The sequence below is a fragment of the Ethanoligenens sp. genome (assembly GCF_047718355.1).
In the GTDB taxonomy this organism is placed as follows: domain Bacteria; phylum Bacillota; class Clostridia; order Oscillospirales; family Ethanoligenentaceae; genus Ethanoligenens.
In genome coordinates, this window is record NZ_JBDNLG010000028.1 from 1 (window position 1) to 20,102 (window position 20,102).

Below are 20,102 nucleotides of genomic sequence, written 5' to 3' on the forward strand. Positions count from 1 at the left end.
ACTATGAAGGCTATATTAGTGATAATGAGATGTTTTTGTCTGAGTATACAGATAAGAATGGCTGGGTGATTCCTCAACACGCCAAAGACTATGAGATGTATCTGAAAAGAAAACAATACTTGGAAAGCGTAAAACACGAATATGACCAAGGAAAAATCAGTGCAGAGGAAGCGTTAAAATCATTTACAGAACAAAATAGTATTAAGTAATACCTATAGCACAGCGATGTGATGCCAACGTCTACTGGGACGATAATTGTAAGACAATAAGTACTGAGGTGATAGTAACTGGTATGAAGATAAAAAAATTGATTATAATTACTACTGGTTGTGTATTGGTGATTTGTGCTGCTGTAATTCTTTTTTTCCATTATACTGTTGGAAATAACAAGAGTCAAAATGCATCTAAAGTCATTCCTGATTTAACAGTGAGCAATGAAGAATATTCTCCTCTTGTATCTATAAATTCCTCCGATACCGATGATATTAGGCAAAAAAAACAGCACTACAATGAATTGATTTCTCAAGCCGATAAGCTTGATCATGACTTTGAATCAAACGTTCAAAACAGCACAGCTACTGATAAAGATTATAAAGAATACAAGAAAAAAAGCAATGAAATTGCTTCTGAAATTCAAGGTTTGGGGATCGAAGCAGAATCCCAGGATACTGCCGCACAAAAATATGAAAAAGAGGTTGATTTGTACATATCGGATCAACAAATGGTTGCAGATGGGTGCTTAGACCAGAACAGGAAAGTCATACCCGAACTAAAGAATCGATTTGATAATGCTAATAAGCGAATTGCTTATTTAAAAAAAGTAAAAGCACAATATCAAAAAGGTGAAATCAGTGCAGAAGAGGCGTTAAAGTCATTTACGGAACAAAATAGTATTAAGTAATATCACAGTGATCTAGTGCTAACATCTACATGAGAGCAGAATGCCGCTTTGCGCCTACTCCTGCTCTTACCGATAAAGCGGGCTGCCCATTACATATTTCTGCACGGCGATATGGGAGACGGATTCGGGTGATGCGAACCCTCCCTTAGTACTTTTAGGCGATCGCGATTTCGGTTGCAGAACACAAACAGCGCGTCGACAAAAGTGTCAAGAGAAAAACTAGAGGGATATCATTCTTGACTTCTCCAATTCTTGACTTCTCCATAATCCATGATGCACTCCTGGGATAAAGTATAGCAAGGGCAGGAGAATATCTGACTGACAATTTGACTGACTGATTTTGCGTTTTATTGATTCGATTTGAGATTGTAAATAAAAAGGAAAAAGCTAACAAACAGCTTAGATTAGCCATTTGTTAGCCTTATTTGTTTGGTGCGCCAGAAGGGATTCGAACCCCCGACCTTTTGATTCGTAGTCAAACACTCTATCCAACTGAGCTACTGGCGCATATCCTATTGTTTTGTGAACTTAAAACACATGTTTTAAAGCGCTTGACTATAATATCATAACTAATATGAAAAGTCATGAAAAAATTACTGTTTTTATTAAAAGAACTGTAATGTTCAAATATCTGGAAATTTTTATTGCTGGAATCAGCCTCCATGTTACTGGTATTTGAATCTATGATTGTCAATGCGCCATATTTAATATTATACCACAAAACGCCCTAATCACACAATCTAATTCCCCCAAGTAGCAATCTACTATATGTTGTAAGAACTTGCTTCTACCACTACTTATGTGAATAAGGTGCTTATTTCACAAGGAAAACAAAAAGAAACACATCATTCTATTGCTTTTCGGCCGTTCGACAAGTATTAATATAATCTTGAGTACGCTCAGATGAAAGTCCGCTTTGACTGTCTGCCCATCCGTTAGTATATTCTTCAACTGCTTGGAAGTAATCCAACGCTGTATACCCGTTTGTGTTCTTGGTGTCAGCATGAGATACCTTAATCGCATTTTGTTGCGGGTCGCTCTATCTCCGTCATTTGCTCAGAGATTCCCTAGGACTTCCCGCCCCGCTGACATGTCTTTAAACAGGAAAGCCTATGATAAAAGGCATCCATTCAAATGAATGGATGCCTGCATTATTGGTCCCGCGTAACGTCCGGGTTAACGACTGCTATGCCCGCTTTTGTCAGTTTCTATAAACAGCTCAATAATTACCACTAACGCCGAATTTAATGCCTCCGGTTTGGCATGAAAAGAAAGGCCCTATGCAAGTACAATACTCACATTTATTATGTTACCACATTTTCATCCATTTGTCAACTCAAAATATTCGCGAGTTCAGAACGATTGGTCGCAAACTTGTCCTGTTTGCATAAAATGCAGTATACCGATTTTGGGGAGGTGCGTTATATGCAAAACTTATTGCCCTTACTGCTTGTTGGCGTTCTCGCTTACCAATGCGGGAGCCAAAACTGCCAGCCAAGAAGGAATAGTTGCGGTTGTAGAGACAGGTGCCGCAATAACTATCCGAATCCGTGCCGCTGCGCGCCTTGCAGCTGTAACCGAAACCGCTGCAACCCGTGTGGGCTGCAACTATTTTAATAGCTGCTATCATTTTGGAGCGTCCGCCCTTACGGGCGGCGCTATACTTACCGGCAGGGCAATATGGCAACCGTATGTTTGCTACGCCGCGCTTGCTTTCTGAAAACAACCCAAACCGTTTTTTGTCTTGCCGCTTACGCTTATATGTTATTTAAATCACCGCAGCTGGTGGATTTGTCTTGCTAAAGCAGACAAAAAACACCGCCACAAGAATGTGGCGGTGCCGAATTTATCAAAAAATGCGGGATTTTGAATCATCTGTTTTTTTCGCTTCTGGCAAAGAAAAATGTTCCAATTATCAGGCAACCGATCGTAATAATGAGGATAACCATTAAATCGACTGCAGGATTATTCAGGACAACGCTTTTATACTGCGGCGTGCCGGCATAAACAACCGCACGCACAAGATCAAGACAATAGGTCATCGGCATCATTCTGCTGAGCACATACAGGATGCCTTTGGAGTTACCGATTGGGATAATGGCGCCGCTCAAAAACATTTGCGGCATCGTGATCAGGGAAACGGCAATGTTGGCTGTTTTGTTATTTTTGATGATGCCGATTATAATGGTGGCAAGCGCACCCGCCGACAGACACATCAGCGGTGATAAGACGATGATCAGCAGCAATTGTCCGATGCTGATAGAAATGCCCATACACAGCCCGACGATGACGGTTCCAAACATGCCGATGATTGCCCCGAAGGAGGAACCAAGAATCTTTCCGATGATAATGCTATACCGCGAAACCGGTGAGATCAGCATCTCCTGTGTAAAATCAGTCGTGTGGTCCTCTACAAGTGAGGACATCCCCATTGTTGTTGACATAAACAGCATGTTGACGAGCATACCAACCAACAAAAACTGATTATAATTGAATCCAATCCCTCTTGTCATGTTCTGTGACAGGCTTCCACCCAGCATGCCCATCATCACAATCGGCATCGCAAAATTCATAATAATTGTCATCGGTGATTTGAAAAAAAGCGTGATGTCCCGCGCCAGAATAGCGATTACCGCGTTGACTTCACGCGCCAGCCCTGTTTTCTTTCTCCTAGTCAAAACAAGTGTGCTCATGCCACCTTATCCCCCAATTTTAAATATTCAATATATGCATCTTCCAACGACGGTTCTTCGATTTTCAGCACGCTGAGGCGTGTTTGCAGTCTTGCGATAATCTCTTGGGCTCTCATCTCTTGATACGGCACAATGATGTGGGCTTCGGTTTTATGAAAAAGCCCCAGTTCGGAGAGCTCCGTAAGCAATCCGTCCCGGTCGTCCGCATCCAGGACAAGCTGCTGCCGCAACAGACTTTTCTTCATTTCCTCGGGCGAACCGCAGGTGGCAATTTGGCCATGGTTGATGATACAGACTTTATCCACCTTTTCTGCTTCGTCGATGTAATGCGTGGTCAGGAACACGGTGGTGCCATTTTCTTTGCGAACCGTGTCGATGTATTCCCACAGGCTGCGGCGGCTGACGGCATCCAGCCCCTGCGTCGGCTCATCTAGAAACAATACGGACGGCATATGAATCAGGCTGCGAATGATCTCCAGCTTGCGCTGCATGCCGCCAGATAGTCTCTTGATCGGTTTAAACAGTGCGTCCTGAATGCCTACAATCTCTGCCAGTTCCGTCACGCGTTTTTTGTATGCGGCGGGCATTAGATTGAAGCTTGGGCGGTAGGCATACATTCCATACAGGCAGGCGTGAAAACGGATATTTTCTTCCGCGGAAAGCTGCGGGTCAAGACTGGGCTTCTGGAAAATGATGCCCACTTTTTCCCGCACGCGTTTCGCTTCTGTCTCCACATCAAATCCGGCAACCCGGACGTCGCCGCTGGTTTTAGAAAGTGTTGTAGTCAAAATGGATATGGTCGTGGTTTTCCCCGCGCCGTTTGGACCGAGGAATGCGAAAAACTCCCCTTCTCCCACAGAAAAGTCAATCCCTTTGACCGATGGCTCCTTTGCACGGTCATATTGCTTGACAAGCGAGTGAACCTCAATTGTATTCATGATAAACCTCCAAAAAATAAACCTTCGTTTGTTTACAGCCTTATCTTACGGCCGCAAAGTAAACGGAGGTTAAATGGAAGTTAAACACAATGTAAACACGGCGGTTTAGAGCGGCAGCGTTACAGTGAATCCCGTCCCTTTTCCCGGCTCGCTCTCCACAGTAATCTGACCGGCATGCAGCTCGACGATCTTTTTGCAAAGGGATAACCCCAGGCCGTTGCCGCCCAGAGAGCGATCACGGGCTTTATCCACCTTAAAAAAGCGTTCAAAAATGTGCATCTGATCCTCTTTAGAGATGCCGATGCCATTGTCTGCTACATGACACACAATTTGCCCGTCCTGCTGCTGAAGTCTGATTTCAATGGCTCCATTTTCAGGCGTGAATTTCACCGCGTTGTGAATCAAATTGATCCACAGCTGGCTCAAAAGGTCCTCATCCGCATGGACGGTTGTTTTTTCCAGATTCGCGTCGATCTCGATATTTTTTTCCGTCCATTGCGGTTCAAAAATCAAAATGGCATGCTCAATCTGTTTATCCAGACGAAAGTCATTTTTGGAAAGCGGTGTGTTCTCCGACTCCAGCGCGGAGAGCTTTAAAAGATTGTCCGAGAGTTTGGACAGCCGTCTGCTTTCCGTTTCAATTACCTCAATATAGTGTGCGCGCTGCTGTTTCGTTAGGGAGTCGGATTTTAACAAGGCTGCAAATCCACTGATAGACGTGAGCGGCGATTGAATTTCATGTGACACATTGGAGATAAAGTCCTGCCGCTGCGTTTCCATACTGGATAGTTCCCGCGCCATTTTGTTGACGCTTTCCGCCACTTCGGAAAATGGATCGTGTTCTTCGATAGCAATAGAAATGTTAAAATCACCCCGTGAAATTCGATCCAATGCATCAATGGTATTTTCCAGAAACCGGTGCCGATTCTGGGTGTGCTCTCTTCCATGTTTTGTGTGGCTGATGATAACCGCTACGAGCCTTGCAAAGCCGGCAAAAACCGCAATGCCTATCGCGGTGGAAATGAGGTAGGAAAAAAACGCCATCGGCTTTCCCGTCCAGTGAAACAAAAGCAAAGATATCACATATCCCAATAAAAGACAACTCAAAAGCACAAGGATTCCGATGACAAAATTGAACAAAAAATGTCGTTTTTGCACCTTGTTCATGCTAAAACCTCCAGCCGGTAACCCAGTCCGCGAACAGTCGTAATCTTGAAACCGCACGCCTCGGCTGGAAATCGTTCGCGCAGCCGGTTGATGTGCACATCCAGCGTCCGTTCGTTGCCATCAAAATCGTAGCCCCAGATCTCCTCAATCAGATCGCTGCGCGTCAGTGTTTTTCCTGTGCTGTTTCCGAGCTTATATAGAAGTTCAAACTCTTTCATGGGGATATCGAATGGATCACCGTCAACCGATACTTTATAGCTGGTTTTATTCAAGATCACCCTGCCAATCCGGATCTCCTCTGCCCTGTCGATATGATACCGCCTGAGCAGCGCTCTGACCCGCACGACCAATTCTGCCCCTTCAAACGGTTTGGTCAGATAATCATCGCAGCCCAGATCAAAGCCCTTAATCTTCTGGCTGATTTCGCCTTTGGCCGTCAGCATCAAAATGGGGAGATTTTTATAATATTTGCGGGCGGTTTTGCAAAACTCAAAGCCATCCATTTTCGGCATCATCACATCCAGTACGCATAGGTCAATTTTCTCTTCTCCCAGTCTTTGGAGCGCTTCACGTCCGTCCGGGGCTTCAACGGTATGATACCCCTCGTTTCGGAGCAGTGTGCATGCCAGCTCCCGAATATATTCGTCGTCGTCTACGACCAGAATTATGTTCACCGCAAACACCGCCTCTCTAATGATCATGATACTGTATCATTATAAACAGAGTTTAAACGGATTTTTCACCTTTGACTAAATAATCCGTCTCATTTCTGCGACGGCAGTCCGTCCCGTCCCCGCTTGACTTCCAGACAAGCATATAAAAGACCGCCTTACAGCCCGATATGGGTTGCAAGGCGGTCTTCTCATGTGTAAAACAATGAAACGTAAGCGTCAAGCGCTGGAACGGTGGAAACAACTTCTCTGCTATGCCGCTGCCGAATTTATGAAATCAAAAAAATTTCTACCGAAACAAGGCAATCGTCAAATTCTTCTGTCCTCAAAGCCTTGTTCGCGCACCGCGTCACTGCCCCACACCTAAAAATCAAAGTTTATCAATATCCAGAACCGTGTTCAGTAGTACGTTGGCACCCCTCACACAATCGTCGATAGGTGTTTTCTCTTCTTCACAATGGCTGTGCCCGTCAACGCTGGGAACAAAAATCATCGTGGTGGGCAGCACATCCGCCACATATTGAGCGTCATGTCCCGGGCCGCTGTACATCCGCTTTCCGGTATATCCCAAACCGTTTACATTTTTCTCTACAATATCGACAAACGAATCGTAGAATTTCACCGTCTTGCGTGACCATAATTCCTTATAAGAAACCGCACACTTCTCAAGCTCTGTTGGCAGGTTTTTGATAACCTCGACGACCTGCTGGACGACCGCAGGGTCTTTATGCCTTGCATCAAGTGTAAACCGCACGTCGTCAGGAATAACGGTGTGCACATTGGGAAGCGCCGTGATGCGGCCCATTGTGAAAACCAACTCATCGTCGATCTTAGACAGTTTGTCATACAAGTCACAAATCAATTCCGCCGCCGCATGAAGGGCGTCCCGGCGCATTTTCATCGGCGTGGTACCGGCATGGTCGGCCTGTCCCGCGGTATGGATCTCATAGTTGACCATTCCCACGACGCCTTCCAGAATACCGATTTCCAGATGTTCGGCCTCCAAAACCGGCCCTTGCTCAATATGCAGTTCCAGATAGGCCTTCTGCGCATTGGGATTTAGGCGGTTTTTGACATCGCCCAGATAGCCGCTGGCTTTGAGTGCTTCGCCGAAAGTCATACCTTCTTTGTCTTTGACAGCCAGCATCGCATCCCGATCAAATTTTCCAGTGATAACACCGGAAGACATCATGGCGGGGTCAAAACGTGCGCCCTCTTCGTTTGTCCACACGATCACGGTGATGGGATGGCGGGTCTTGATGCCGTCAGTCACGATGGTTTCGGCGGTTTCAAGTGCAGTCAGCACACCGAGCACACCGTCATAATTGCCGCCTTTGACGACGGAATCCAGATGTGAACCCATGGAGATCGCAGGCAGATCCTCTGTCCCTTTGACCGTGGCGTAGATATTGCCCATATCGTCGGTCTTGACTTCCATGCCCAGTTTTTTGCACCGGCTGCAAAATTCCGCGCGAGCATCCAGTGCTGCCTGCGACAGCGACAAGCGGGTGATACCACCGCCCGCCGTGGCTCCGAATTGGCTAAACGTGGTGATTTTATCCTGCAAACGGTCTTTATTGCAATATTGCATTAAAATAACCCTCTTTCCAGATTGATGATTTACAGCATTTCTTTATCAACAATGTCCAACACCGCATCCATCTTGGCCATTTCCTCTTTGAGCTGCTCTTCTGTGATAATCAGCGGCGGGCAGATCAGGATCATATTCTCATGCGAATAAGTCATGAACTTTTTCTGCTTGAGCAATCCCACAATCTTCCCCATCACGCCCTTGGGGTCTCCGCCATAGGAAACGATCGGTTCCCGTGTAGCCTTATCTTTTACCAGCTCGATGGCGGCAAACAGACCAATGTAACGCGCATCGCCAACGCAGGCGTGTTTCGCTTTGATGGCTTCCAATTCTTCACCCAGCACCTTGCCAACTTCGTTGACATGATTCAGAATTTGATGCTCACTGTAATAATTCACACAGGCCACACCTGCGGCACAAGCCAGCGGATGCCCGCTATAGGTCAGGCCGCAGGAGAGAAAATGATCGTCAAAATAGGCCGCAATCTCTTTGCTGACCGCCGCGCCGCCCAACGGCACATAACCGCAGGTGATGCCTTTTGCAAATGTGACAATATCGGGTTTGATGCCAAAATGCTCAAATGCAAACATGGTGCCGGTGCGCCCAAAACCAGCCATAACTTCGTCGCAGATCAGGACAATGCCGTAATCGTCACAAATCTTCCGCACACCCTTCAGATAGCCTGTCGGCGGGATAATGACGCCGTTGGAACCGGTGATGGTCTCAAGCACGATGGCGGCCACACTGTCCGGGCCTTCATAACAGATCTGCTCGCGCAATTTGGCCACATAATAGGCTGCGGCGGCCTCTTCACTCTCAAATTTAATGGGTTCACGATAGATGTAGGGGTCAAAGAATTTGACAAAGCCGGGAATACCGGGTTCCAACGGATACCGTCTGGGTTCACCGGTGAGGTTGCCCGCACCAAATGTGGAGCCGTGGTAGCTTCTGTAACGACTGAAAATTTTCTTGCGCCCGGTAAACATCCGCGCCATCTTGATCGCATTTTCGTTTGCATCCGCACCCGCATTGGTGAAAAAAACCTTGCCAAAGTTGTCGGGCAGCAGGTTGATAACCATTTCCGCCAGCGTCGCGCGGCTCTCCACTGCAAAACTCGGGCCCATAAAGCAATACGTTTCCGCCTGCTCTTTAACGGCCTCGATGATCTCCCTGTTGCCGTGACCCAGATTGAGATTGACCAGTTGGGATGACATATCCGCATAACGGTTTCCGTCATAATCCCAATAATAGATGCCCTCCGCCTTTTCTACGGCGATTGGATTGAGGCCCCCCTGTTTGGACCAAGACTGTAAATTGTACTTGAGTGATTTTTCCTTGATGGTTTCTGCTTTGCTTTTGGTTGTTGTATCCATTATTTCCAAGCTCCCTCATTCTTTTATCGTCACGGCAAACGCAAAACGATTGCCGGGCAAAACAAACAGGTATTTCCAAACCAACGGTCAGGTTTTAGCGACCCGCTTTCCCGGAGAAATCGCCTGTGTGGGACAAACCAACGTGCAGAGATGACAGCCCACACATTTTTCCTCCAGAAGATGCGGCTTGCGGGGGCCTTTTTCCCATGCAATTGCCTGATGTGCGCCATCGCGGCATGACAGGAAACATCTGCCGCACCCCACACAGGCCGCGTGATCGAAGGTCGGCAAAACCCGGTAATCGCGGCGAAGCGCGTTGCTGGGAACGATATGCGGCAGTGCGCGTCCAACCAGTCCGGAAAGCTGAGAAATTTCTTTCTCCTCCATATATTCCGACAGGCCATCCAGCATATCATCGATGATTCGATAGCCGTATTCCATCACGGCGGTTGTAACCTGCACATTGCTTGCACCCAGCAAAATGAATTCTAACGCGTCCCGCCACGTCTCTATTCCGCCAATCCCGCTGATGGGAACGTTTTGCAGCTGCGGGTGCCTGGCGAGGTCGTTCACGAAGCGCAGGGCAATGGGCCTGACAGCCTTACCGGAATAACCGGAAACCGATGATTGCCCATCTACATCGGGATATGCGTTAAAATGTGCCACATCAAGCCGGGTGATACTCTTAATCGTGTTGATAGCAGCGATACCATCGGCTCCCCCGCGGATAGCGGCAATAGCCACCGGTTCCATATTGCCGATGTTTGGCGTCATCTTAGCCAGTATGGGCAATTTAGTGCCCTTGCGTACTGCACGACAATATGTTTCTACCAGCTCTTCACTCTGCCCCACATCGCTGCCCATGGATTTGACCGTCATCTGTGGGCAGGAGAAATTGCATTCCAAAAGATCAACGCCCGCCTGTTCGGACAACTTCGCCAGTTTGGTCCATTCATCCTCCGTTTCACCCATGATGGACGCAACCAGCACCTTTTGCGGATAAGCCTGCTTGAGCCGGTGCAGCACATCAAGGTTCTCTTCCAATGGATGGTCGGATATCTGTTCCAGGTTGCGGAAGCCGCCAAACGGCACGCCGCCATGTGCCAATGTATCGAAACGCGGTGAGACCTCATTGGCCTGATAGAAGCCAATGGTTTTGAATACGATGCCGCCCCACCCCGCCTCCAGCGCACGGGAGCACATATCGTAATTGCCCGCCACGCAGGAGGATGACAAGAAAAACGGATTCTCACACGGCACATTGCAAAAAGAGATCGACAAATCGTGTTTCATGTTTTTCCCTCCGCAAATGCAAGTGCCCGCGCGGCGGCTGCGCGCCCTTTTCGTACACTGAACGCTGCATCGTCCGGTCCATCCGCCAAATCCCCGGTTAAAAACACGCCGGACGTATCCGTCTCAATCGTAAATTCCCCCAGTGCCTGTTTTGATGCAACGACAAGCGCATCAAAATTCAAGAGTGCATCGGACTTGATCTGCGCCCGTGCATCCTCTACAGACAGCAAGTGGATACCCAGTTCCACAATAATTTGCATTCCATCGTTGATTACATCGCGATCTCCGCCGCTTTCCACCAGCTGCTTGAGAACATCTGCACTCCACAAAAACCCACTGGCAAAAATGGTGACTTGCGTGCCCTCCAACGCCAGTTCGGTCGCAGCTGCCAAAGCGGCAATATTCGCGCCCAGCACTGCAATCTTCAAGCCGTTTGGCTTCTTGCGTTTCTGTGGCAGTTCCCCCCACGCACAAGCTTGATGCGCAATATAGGTATGCAGCATGGATATATTGACCGGTTTGTCGATTTTGCCCCGGATGCAGACCTTTTCGCAATACCGATCCGCCGTGCAAAGCGTGGCGCAAACGCTTCCAAGCGGGTTGTTTTCCAGTGCCTTCCGCGCGCCGCCCCGACGGTTATCCAGCCGGATAGCCTTGATAAATGCAGCTGGATCAGATTTCGCCGGGCAGACCTTTGTACATGGCGCATCGTAGCAGAGCAGGCAGCGCTCGGCCTCCTGTAACACCGTGATCTCAAATGGTTTCATAGTCGTTCGTGCCCCTCATTATGGTTCATGCGGATTCCATAGGAAATGATTTCAGACCTTGCGCCCCGCGCGTTTGAGAAATTTGCCCCAGCCTGCTTCTCCGCAGAATTCACCGTCTTTAAAAACCAGCCGTCCGCGGGAATATGTACGGGTAACATATCCGTCGAGCTGAACGCCTTCCCAAATGGTGTAATCGCAGTCTGAGTGCATTTTATCGTTGGTGATTGTAAATGCGATGTCCGGATTATAAAGCACAATGTCCGCGTCTTTTCCGGGCAGGACCGCCCCTTTTTCCGTGCAGCCAAAAATATCCGCCGGGTTTTTAGAGCAAAGCTGCACCGCGCGGTTGAGTGTAATCCGGCCTTTGTTCGCTTCACTGAGCATGTAAGGATAAAGGTTTTCAATGCCCATGCAACCATTGGGGATCTTCGTGAAATCATCCTTGCCCCAGTTTTTCTGTTTGGTGGAAAACGGGCAGTGATCGGTAGCAACGGTGGTGATAAAGCCCTTGCGGATTCCCTCCCACAAAGCGTCCTGACTGGCCTGGCCTTTCATGGGCGGCGAGCAGACGAAGTTGCGCCCATCTTCACGTTTGTAAACGTCGCAGGTAAAGTGAAGATACTGCGGGCAGGTCTCCGCGTAGATGGTGTAGCCATCGGTCACCGCTTCCTCGACGGCTTTCATCCCGTCAGCGTTGGCAAGATGGACGATGTAAAGCGGTGCATTGGCGGATTTGGCCCAGTGGATAGCGCGTTTATCTGCCTCTGCCTCGACGAACTCCGGCCGGCTCAAGTAGTGATACCAAGCGGAGGTCTGCCCGTTTTTCAAGAAATTTTCGATGTTCATATCGATGACATCGGGATTTTCCGCATGTACGCTGATCAGCGCGCCCGTTTCCTTGGACCGCAGGAGAGCCTTGTAGATATCCGCGTCGTTCATCATCAGGCCGTCTTTTTTATAGACCATAAAGAGCTTGTAGCTCATCAGGCCATATGCCACCGCGTCTTGAAATTCGGCGAGCACTTCGTCGGTCAAGTCGGTCAGCGCCACATGGAATGCATAATCCACGCAGGCTTGCGGAGCGCAAAGCGCATTTCGCTCTTCTGCGATCTGCCGAATACCCATGCCCTTGCGCTGGATAGCAAAATCAAATACCGTTGTCACGCCTCCGCACGCGGCCGCACGTGTTCCGGCCAAATAACTGTCGGCGGAAACGGTGCCGTTGAACGGCATCTCCAGATGAGTGTGGGAATCAATGGCTCCCGGCAGAACATATTGGCCCGCCGCGTCCACAATCTCCGCGCCCGTGCTGTCAAGGTTGCTTCCGACTGCCGTGATTTTTCCGTTTTCCACCAGAACATCCGCGCGGATGGTACTGTCGGAGTTTACCACTGTCCCATTTTGAATCAACATTTTCATACCATATCACTCCTTGTCTGTTCATTACGACTATAATAGATATGAGTATCCATCGGTAGAGGATGACAAATAAAAAAACGCTACAAATATCCCTTGGGATTTTGTAAGCGTCTTTGCTCCATTACCATGCCATCTATGTGATTGTTCCAAATGCATAAAGCTGTTACTCTCTATTATACGAATTTCACCCCGTTTGTACATGTGCTGGCAACCCAATTCAATGCGGCCCGTTTTGTGTCGGGTCGCCTTCTCTTTCCACAGGCAGCCCTTCATATAAGAGAAACTTCTGAATCTTAAAGGCAATCTGTAGGCTGATTTTGACCTCGGTGTTTTTTAAACTCTGCTGCAACACTTCTTCGATACGACGCAAGCGGTATTGCAATGTGTTGCGATGAATATACAGCCGCTGAATCGTGTTGGTGGTGTTTTCCCCCTCTTCCAGATAGACTTGCAGCGTTTCGGTAAATTTCGTATTGTTTTCGGCATCATAGTGCAACAGCACACCCAGCGTCTCTGTATAGAATTCCGCCATCACCGTTTTGTCAGTCACTTTATTAAGAAACTTGTAGATGCCCGCATTCCGATAGAGCATATACGGCTTTTGGGCGTTATCCTTTGCCAGCTTCAACGCAAGCTGCGCCTCGGTATAGCTCTTTTTTAGCTGGCCAATCTGTTCATAATAGCCCCCAAGGCCAATATAAAATGTCAGGCTGTCCATTTTGGACTCAATCCCCTTCTGTATGGCAACCGCAATCGCCTCAGCCTGCTCGAGCTCGTGCGCCAAATCCACGGGGACAGCCAGTACAAAATGATTGTTTTTCCACATAGACAGAGACTTTTGAGAACGTTGTTCCAGAATATTTCCAATGAGATAGCGGATTTGATGCTGGCAGTTGATAAAATTGGTATGTCTTTGTTCATCCGCATAAGCCTGTAGATTCACAAACTCAATATTGACAATGCGCATCGGTTTGGACAAATCATAGCCGTAAAACTCTGCTGAGTACAAATAATCCTCATAATGGTTTTCTTCTGACAACAGAATTTTTTCCAACAGATAGGACATCGAGGATTCTTCCATGTCGTTTTCCACAATGGCGGTACAGATCCATTTGGTCACGTCCACAAGGCGAATAGCCCAGGGAAGTTCAAACAAAGGAAGATTCAGCTCATTTGCCCGCTCGATTGCTTTGGGTGGCACTTTGGATATAAATTTGCCTGTGTTGATGACCAGGCCCGCCACCTGCTTGCTGGCCAGCTGTTCAATGACCGACACCAACTGATCGGTGTCTTCCTCGAACATGATGCCGGTCAGAAATGTCAGTTCGTTGCCCACCAGGAACTGAATGGCGTCTGCGCTCTCCAATACATGGGTCCAGCGTATCGCATTGGACAGCCCTTTTGCTCCACCGAGCAAGCGGATATCGTTTTTCAGCTCCGGCATATTTAACATGATTCCGCAAGTAATGGACATGCGGGCACCTCCCTTTTATTCCAGCGCAAACGGCAGGTTATTCTGCAAACATCGGCGCGCGATTACTGCCCAGAGCTGTTTTACAAAAAAGCGCCGCAGCAGATTAAACTGCGGCAGCTTTTTGCAAGGCAGATGCGATTTCTAACGTCTCGCCCACTCCATAGAAGGGGTGGGCTTTATAAAATAGTGCGCTTATGCGTCTGGGTCTTCCTGTGCCAAAAGAGCCTCTGCACTTTCCAGCATGGTTTCATTCAACACACGAAAACCCGCTTCTTTGAGCAATTGGGACGCTCTTCCCTCTCCCTGCACCTTTGTACCAGTAAAAGTCCCGTCATAGATAGAGCGGCTCCCGCAGGACGGGCTGTCTTCTTTCATGATGGCAAACAACACATCATGCATCTGTGCCAGGCGGAGAGCTTCACGCGCACCGGCTTCATATGCCGCTGTCACATCTTCACCTGTGCAGGCAATCACCTTTTCCCCGATACGCTGGGAATCCGGGCGAGGAGTAGTCAGCCCGCCGAACACTTCCGGACAAACCGGGACAAGCCGACCCTGTTCTTTCCATTTGAGAAACCGAGGGTCTAAACAACCGATCTGCTTCCCATCATATCGGCAGAGCCAGCCATACAGACACCCACTTACCAAAATTTTACGCATGTGCTCTCTCAATCGTCACCCGGTGTTCTCAGCTGTTGCCCGTCGCCTGTTTCCAGTAAGACGTGTCAGCCGCTTTGGAAACGTCCGCTGTTTTGGTCAACAGACCATACTTCAAGCCGAGGTCAGCCGTCTGCTGGAGTGCAGCAGAATCGATATAACCAATCTTGGATTTATCAAACCCGGCCGGGACAACCAGTTTGGCGACCTGTTCGGCCATAAATTTCTGATGGGCGAGAGACACGCTCTTGTTTTTCTGATAAACGTACTCGCCGGCCGCGTCCGGATCAGCACAGGCAGCCGCCCAGCCTTGATTAGACGCTTTCAGGAACTTGACAATCAGACCTTTGTTTTTAGCAGCCCAGGCGTTATTTACAAAGAGATTATCCTCCATCATGGCCACGCCCGCGTCGTTCATGTCGATTTTGTTCAAATCGGAATCTTTCAAACCATTTTCAAGCAACAGGCCATATTCATTGTAGGTCATGGCCTGCGCCGCATCGACCTGCCCGCTGATGAGCTGATTCATGGTATAATCCTGCTGCACCAGTTTAACATCCTTGTCTTTATCGATTCCGTTTTTGCCGAGCAACGCATAAAGCTCATATTCGTTGCCGCCAAACCACGACGCGATTTTTTTACCTTTCAGATCCGCAATACTGTTGATGTTGCTGGATTTTTTAGAAACAAGCAGCATGGCGCTCTTCTGGAAAACCTGCTCGATCTCAGTCAGTCCCCAGCCTTTTTCCTGATATTTCAGCAAACTGGACGTCCATGTCACACCGATGTTGGCCACGCCGTTATTGACTTGCTGTTCGGGAATGATATCGCTGCCGCCGGGCAGGATGGTGACATCAAGCCCCTGTGCTTTATAGTATCCCTTTTGCTGTGCAACATAATACCCCATGAACTGCGACTGCGGCAGCCATTTCAATTGCAAGGTAATCTTCTGCAGGCCACCGGAACTTCCAGACCCGCTCGAAGAACACCCGGCAAACAGACCGGTCACCATGGCAAGGGCAAGCGCCACTGACAACACCCTACTGCTTTTTTTCTTTTTTCCAAACATTCTAATCACTCCTAAATAGTTTTGGGGACAAATTTATCTTTGTGAAGTATGCCATTTAATGGCATGCCGTTCCACCAAAATAATAATACCGTACAAGACGACACCGGCAATTGATGCAACTACAATATAGGACCAGCCCATTGCCATTTCAGCTTTGCGCAGGTTGTCTTTGATACCAAAGCCAAGCCCGGCAGTCGATGCCGCAAAATACTCGCTGATGATTGCTGCAATGATCGAGGCGGCCACATTGATCTTAAAGGCGGTAAACACATACGGCAGGCTGTTTGGCAAACGCAATTTCCGGAAAACAGTCCATTTGTCGGCCGCCACCGTCTGCATCAGATCCAGAGAAAACGGTTTTAATGTGCGCAGGCCGCTGTATGCGTTAAACGCCATCGCCGCCATGCAGACCACCGTTACCACGCCGATTTTCTGTGCCATGCCGGACGTAAACCAGAGATTCATAATGGGGGAAAGCGCCACGACAGGCACGGCATTGAGCGCAGACACCACAATGATTCCACCATAGCCCCATTTGGGAAACCAGACGGAAATCACCGCCACCACAAACCCAAGGAACGAACCCAGCGCCATGCCAATCAAAGCGCCGGAGAGAGTAACCGCACAGTCAGACAGCATTTTTGAAACGTTGTGCGTTAATGCCGACACGATATCCGTAGGCAGCGGAAGCTGATAGGTCTGCAGGTCAAGCAGCGCATGAAATACTTTAAGCTGCCACAGCGCAACAAATAACACGCCGAATGCGATTGGCAGTATATAACTTGCCCAATTTGATTTCTTTTTCATGCTGCGCCACCAGCTTTCTCCTCAACCATATCCTGCCTCCATGGAATAGCAAACCGTTCCAGAACGACAATGATGTAATAACTGATAATGCCCATCAGTGCGCTGGTTGTAACAGCCGCCCAGAATGTGTCCATGGAACTGGAATACAAGGCATATAACATCCGTACACCAATGCCACTGCTCGAACCGAGCATATCGACCAAAATAGAAGCGGTAACCGCCATAGGCGCGGTAATCTTCAAACCGGTGAACAAGTGCGGGAGCGAGGCGGGAATCATCAGCTTGCGGTAAACATCAAATTTGTTGGTTGCAATGGAATAGAGCAATTCCCTCTTATCCTGCTCAACGCCCCGTAGGCCACTCAGCATATTGACCGAAACGGGGAAAAAGGTAATGTATGCCGCAATGAAGATACGCGAAGCATCCATATCTCGCACGATGTTGAAAATGATTGGCGCCAACCCCAATACCGGAATCATCTGTGAAATGATAAGATATGGAAATGCAATTTTTTCAACAATTTTGGACAGGCTCATCAGGATGGCTAAAACAAACCCAATCACCGCGCCCAGCAGAAACCCGATGGCCGCTCTGGAAAAAGTAACGGCACCGTCCCCTGCAAGGGCCTGCCAGTTCTGTATAAAAACAACGACGACCGTATGGAAATACGGTAATTTTTTGGCCGCCATGGGATCGTGGACAACATGCTGCAAAAAAAACGCTGCCAGTTCCCAAACCAGAATGACACCGATCAGCCAAACGACGGCCACGACCCTGCGGTCTTTTTTCGTGATGCCCAACGTTTACACTCCCTCAAAGCATTTTCTGATTTTGGCCACATATTCGTAAAACACCGGTTCTTCACGGAGAGTACCCACACGCGGACGAGGCAAGTCGATGTCTACAATGGCGGAAAGGCGCCCCGGATGCGGGGAAAGCACCACCACGCGATCTGAAAGGAAGACCGCCTCTGCAATATTATGGGTAACAAAAATGATCGTCTTCTTGTTTTTACTCCAGATGTTCAGCAAATCCTCGTTGAGCTTTTCGCGCGTGAACTCATCAAGCGCCGAGAATGGTTCGTCCATCAGTAAAATTTCCGGTTTGAGCGCCAGCGCGCGGGCTATTCCCACACGCTGCTGCATACCGCCGCTCAGTTCAAACGGGTATTTATACCCGAAGTTTTGCAGCCCCACCAGCTCCAGCACTTCATCGATGCGGGCAGTCCGCTCCTTACGGGGAATTTGCATGATCTCCATCGGCATGCAAATGTTCCGCCGGACCGTCCGCCAGTCATACAGCACCGGGTTCTGGAACACAATTCCAAATTTCCGCTGCAGACGGATTTCCCTCGGGGATTGGCCCAAAATGGAAATACTGCCGCTGGTAGGCTGAAGAAGGTCTGCCAACAGGCGCAGTAATGTGGTCTTTCCACATCCGGAAGGCCCGAGCAAGGAGATGAATTCTCCCTCTTGAATCTCCATGTTGATGTTCTGGAGGGCGGAAATTGGCTCTCCGTTCTTCCCCGTATACGTCATGCCTACGTCATAGATCTGAATATCTGCTGTACTCATGCGCTTACCACCCCAATTTTTATTATCTTTAGATAGATTGCTGTGTGCCACCCATGCGATGCACCCGGTTCAACTGGAATGATTAGAAGATCGACCATAGAATACCAAAAAAACAAAAAGACGCTGAATATATTCAGCGTCTTTGCTTTATTATGTAAACAGGTCTTCTCAAACCGGCACAACATCGTCGCGCATGGTTATGGTGCTATTCCTGTTTCAGAACCGTATTCTTTTTTGCACCCAAGGTCGGTTTAACACCGCCTGCATTCTGTCAAAGCACTCTCTGTCACACAAGGTATGCCTTATTATATTTCTTTAAACAATCTTTGTCTATGTGCGGTTGACACAAAAAGAAATCTTCTGCTTTGTTTGATGCCAAGTATTCTCCATGTTTTTTCCTAATTATCTTCACAAGCAAAAACGAAAAACAACAGTACTTGTCGGCTGCGCACAAGTATCTGCCTCAAACGTTGTGCGATTCTACAACAATTTCAAAAATTCTTGACATGGCATCTCTGGCTTATATACTTGAGTAAAGCACATATCTATTATAATGATGCTTGTCTGAAAATTATGCGGAAATTGGAGTGTAAAACCATGTCTGTTCACTTTTTTTTACCCACGCGCGTATTGCTGGATGAGGACTGCGTTCGCAAAAATGCCTCTTTGTTCAAAGAATTTGGAACGAAAGCGCTGATTGTGACCGGCAAACATTCGGCACGGGCAAACGGTTCTTTGCAGGATGTCACTGACGCATTGACTGCACAAGGCATCGGTTTCGCCATATTTGATAAGGTAGAGACCAATCCCACCATTGCCAACGTGCGTGAGGGGGCGGCGTTTGCAAAACAGAACAACGCAGATTTCGTCATTGGCATCGGCGGCGGTTCACCCATGGATGCATCTAAGGCCATTGCACTGCTTGCCTGCCAGAACCTTCCAGACCAGATGCTGTTCACCGGGCCGTATACCCAACAGATTTTACCGCTCATCCTGCTGCCCACAACAGCTGGAACCGGCTCGGAAGTGACACAGTACTCCATTCTCACCAATGACCTGGCACAATCCAAGACCAGCATTGCAACGCCGCTGCTCTTTCCGAAGCTTGCCTTGATCGATGCCAAATATACAAGCGGATTGCCCCTGCGCACGACCATCAACACAGCGATTGACGCACTCTCCCATGCTATTGAAGGAATGCTCTCCACGAAAGCCAATGCCATTACCAATCTGCTGGCGGAGGAAAGTATTCGGAAAATTGTGCGGAATTTCAGCAATCTGCTTAACGGAACGACTGACGCGAGCTGTCGCGCCGATCTCATCTATGCCTCAACCCTCGCCGGCATCGTGATTGCGCATACCGGCACCACCGCCGTCCATTGCATGGGGTACTCGCTGACCTATTTCCATCATATCGACCATGGTCGCGCAAACGGACTGTTACTCGCCTCCTTTTTGGCTTTTGCAGAAAAACAACAACCGGAAGCCATTCGCCACTTGCTCAACATCATGGGGTTGGAAGACACCGCTGCTTTCCGCGATGTGTTGAACCGTCTGTTTGGTGAAAAAGAGAAAATTACCAACGAAGAATTCCAGAAATTTTCCGGTTTGGCGATCCATGCGAAAAACATAGCCAATTGTACGACAGTGCCATCTCAGGACGACCTGTACAATATGTACGTACAGAGCTTCTCTTAAATTAAGCAGT

General features: G+C 48.3%; 19 protein-coding genes and 1 tRNA gene. 3 read left to right on the plus strand and 17 right to left on the minus strand.

All coding sequences use genetic code 11. The features are described from left to right. Positions 1–209 (plus strand): hypothetical protein (locus ABF463_RS06055; RefSeq protein ID WP_415532670.1); only part of this gene is annotated, 209 nt, incomplete at its 5' end. 83 nt (positions 210–292) lie between these two features. Continuing rightward, entirely contained in the window at positions 293–901 is a 609-nt protein-coding gene (locus ABF463_RS06060; RefSeq protein WP_415532671.1) for a hypothetical protein, read from the plus strand. A gap of 89 nt (positions 902–990) precedes the next feature. Here the strand turns inward: ABF463_RS06060 and ABF463_RS06065 are convergent, their stop codons facing one another. The 17 genes from ABF463_RS06065 to ABF463_RS06145 form a co-directional block, all read right to left on the minus strand. Continuing rightward, positions 991–1,086 carry a hypothetical protein gene (locus tag ABF463_RS06065; RefSeq protein ID WP_415532672.1) on the minus strand — a complete coding sequence of 32 codons (96 nt, stop codon included), beginning with the start codon at positions 1,084–1,086 and terminating at the stop codon, positions 991–993. A 245-nt stretch (positions 1,087–1,331) separates the two neighbouring features. Further along, positions 1,332–1,408: transfer RNA gene (locus ABF463_RS06070), tRNA-Arg, on the minus strand. Between the two features lie 1,364 nt (positions 1,409–2,772). After that, on the minus strand, positions 2,773–3,594 hold the full coding sequence (locus ABF463_RS06075; RefSeq protein WP_415532673.1) for an ABC transporter permease: 822 nt from the start codon (positions 3,592–3,594) through the stop codon (positions 2,773–2,775). Then, a complete protein-coding gene (locus ABF463_RS06080; protein ID WP_415532674.1) occupies positions 3,591–4,532 on the minus strand; it encodes an ATP-binding cassette domain-containing protein in 942 nt (313 codons plus the stop codon). Before ABF463_RS06080 ends, ABF463_RS06075 begins: the two co-directional genes overlap by 4 nt. 105 nt (positions 4,533–4,637) lie before the next feature. After that, complete coding sequence (locus tag ABF463_RS06085) at positions 4,638–5,699, minus strand: sensor histidine kinase (protein ID WP_415532675.1); 1,062 nt, start codon at positions 5,697–5,699, stop codon at positions 4,638–4,640. Continuing rightward, on the minus strand, positions 5,696–6,373 hold the full coding sequence (locus ABF463_RS06090; RefSeq protein ID WP_415532676.1) for a response regulator transcription factor: 678 nt from the start codon (positions 6,371–6,373) through the stop codon (positions 5,696–5,698). Before ABF463_RS06090 ends, ABF463_RS06085 begins: the two co-directional genes overlap by 4 nt. A 367-nt stretch (positions 6,374–6,740) precedes the next feature. Then, positions 6,741–7,961 (minus strand): Zn-dependent hydrolase, encoded by a 1,221-nt coding sequence (locus ABF463_RS06095; protein ID WP_415532678.1) that lies wholly within the window; start codon positions 7,959–7,961, stop codon positions 6,741–6,743. Between the two features lie 29 nt (positions 7,962–7,990). Then, the gene (locus tag ABF463_RS06100; RefSeq protein ID WP_415532679.1) at positions 7,991–9,334 is read right to left on the minus strand and encodes an aminotransferase class III-fold pyridoxal phosphate-dependent enzyme; all 1,344 of its coding nucleotides are present in this window, start codon (positions 9,332–9,334) and stop codon (positions 7,991–7,993) included. An 87-nt stretch (positions 9,335–9,421) separates the two neighbouring features. After that, positions 9,422–10,627: an NAD-dependent dihydropyrimidine dehydrogenase subunit PreA gene (gene preA / locus ABF463_RS06105; RefSeq protein WP_415532680.1), complete on the minus strand. Its 1,206-nt coding sequence runs from the start codon at positions 10,625–10,627 to the stop codon at positions 9,422–9,424. Continuing rightward, positions 10,624–11,394, minus strand: a complete 771-nt coding sequence (locus ABF463_RS06110) for a hypothetical protein (protein ID WP_415532681.1) — start codon at positions 11,392–11,394, stop codon at positions 10,624–10,626. Before ABF463_RS06110 ends, preA begins: the two co-directional genes overlap by 4 nt. Positions 11,395–11,445: 51 nt before the next feature. Continuing rightward, entirely contained in the window at positions 11,446–12,813 is a 1,368-nt protein-coding gene (gene hydA / locus ABF463_RS06115) for a dihydropyrimidinase (RefSeq protein WP_415532682.1), read from the minus strand. Between the two features lie 217 nt (positions 12,814–13,030). Beyond that, positions 13,031–14,287 carry a PucR family transcriptional regulator gene (locus ABF463_RS06120; RefSeq protein ID WP_415532683.1) on the minus strand — a complete coding sequence of 419 codons (1,257 nt, stop codon included), beginning with the start codon at positions 14,285–14,287 and terminating at the stop codon, positions 13,031–13,033. 192 nt (positions 14,288–14,479) lie between these two features. Then, a complete protein-coding gene (locus ABF463_RS06125; RefSeq protein WP_415532684.1) occupies positions 14,480–14,947 on the minus strand; it encodes a DUF523 domain-containing protein in 468 nt (155 codons plus the stop codon). Between the two features lie 28 nt (positions 14,948–14,975). Further along, positions 14,976–16,013, minus strand: a complete 1,038-nt coding sequence (locus tag ABF463_RS06130) for an ABC transporter substrate-binding protein (RefSeq protein ID WP_415532685.1) — start codon at positions 16,011–16,013, stop codon at positions 14,976–14,978. A gap of 33 nt (positions 16,014–16,046) precedes the next feature. Then, on the minus strand, positions 16,047–16,820 hold the full coding sequence (locus ABF463_RS06135; RefSeq protein ID WP_415532686.1) for an ABC transporter permease: 774 nt from the start codon (positions 16,818–16,820) through the stop codon (positions 16,047–16,049). Then, complete coding sequence (locus tag ABF463_RS06140; protein ID WP_415532688.1) at positions 16,817–17,620, minus strand: ABC transporter permease; 804 nt, start codon at positions 17,618–17,620, stop codon at positions 16,817–16,819. Before ABF463_RS06140 ends, ABF463_RS06135 begins: the two co-directional genes overlap by 4 nt. Positions 17,621–17,623: 3 nt before the next feature. Then, positions 17,624–18,394: an ABC transporter ATP-binding protein gene (locus tag ABF463_RS06145; RefSeq protein ID WP_415532689.1), complete on the minus strand. Its 771-nt coding sequence runs from the start codon at positions 18,392–18,394 to the stop codon at positions 17,624–17,626. A 597-nt stretch (positions 18,395–18,991) separates the two neighbouring features. Here ABF463_RS06145 and ABF463_RS06150 point away from each other — a divergent pair. Next, entirely contained in the window at positions 18,992–20,092 is a 1,101-nt protein-coding gene (locus tag ABF463_RS06150; protein WP_415532690.1) for an iron-containing alcohol dehydrogenase family protein, read from the plus strand. Positions 20,093–20,102: the final 10 nt, after the last annotated feature.

Excerpts from the sequence above, each read along its gene's own strand:
- hydA (WP_415532682.1), bottom strand. The coding sequence starts at position 12,813 with ATGAAAATGTTGATTCAAAATGGGACAGTGGTAAACTCCGACAGTACC.
- ABF463_RS06145 (WP_415532689.1), bottom strand. The coding sequence starts at position 18,394 with ATGAGTACAGCAGATATTCAGATCTATGACGTAGGCATGACGTATACG.
- ABF463_RS06120 (WP_415532683.1), bottom strand. The coding sequence starts at position 14,287 with ATGTCCATTACTTGCGGAATCATGTTAAATATGCCGGAGCTGAAAAAC.
- ABF463_RS06100 (WP_415532679.1), bottom strand. The coding sequence starts at position 9,334 with ATGGATACAACAACCAAAAGCAAAGCAGAAACCATCAAGGAAAAATCA.
- ABF463_RS06075 (WP_415532673.1), bottom strand. The coding sequence starts at position 3,594 with ATGAGCACACTTGTTTTGACTAGGAGAAAGAAAACAGGGCTGGCGCGT.
- ABF463_RS06080 (WP_415532674.1), bottom strand. The coding sequence starts at position 4,532 with ATGAATACAATTGAGGTTCACTCGCTTGTCAAGCAATATGACCGTGCA.
- ABF463_RS06095 (WP_415532678.1), bottom strand. The coding sequence starts at position 7,961 with ATGCAATATTGCAATAAAGACCGTTTGCAGGATAAAATCACCACGTTT.
- preA (WP_415532680.1), bottom strand. The coding sequence starts at position 10,627 with ATGAAACACGATTTGTCGATCTCTTTTTGCAATGTGCCGTGTGAGAAT.
- ABF463_RS06125 (WP_415532684.1), bottom strand. The coding sequence starts at position 14,947 with ATGCGTAAAATTTTGGTAAGTGGGTGTCTGTATGGCTGGCTCTGCCGA.
- ABF463_RS06110 (WP_415532681.1), bottom strand. The coding sequence starts at position 11,394 with ATGAAACCATTTGAGATCACGGTGTTACAGGAGGCCGAGCGCTGCCTG.
- ABF463_RS06060 (WP_415532671.1), top strand. The coding sequence starts at position 293 with ATGAAGATAAAAAAATTGATTATAATTACTACTGGTTGTGTATTGGTG.
- ABF463_RS06085 (WP_415532675.1), bottom strand. The coding sequence starts at position 5,699 with ATGAACAAGGTGCAAAAACGACATTTTTTGTTCAATTTTGTCATCGGA.
- ABF463_RS06135 (WP_415532686.1), bottom strand. The coding sequence starts at position 16,820 with ATGAAAAAGAAATCAAATTGGGCAAGTTATATACTGCCAATCGCATTC.
- ABF463_RS06130 (WP_415532685.1), bottom strand. The coding sequence starts at position 16,013 with ATGTTTGGAAAAAAGAAAAAAAGCAGTAGGGTGTTGTCAGTGGCGCTT.
- ABF463_RS06150 (WP_415532690.1), top strand. The coding sequence starts at position 18,992 with ATGTCTGTTCACTTTTTTTTACCCACGCGCGTATTGCTGGATGAGGAC.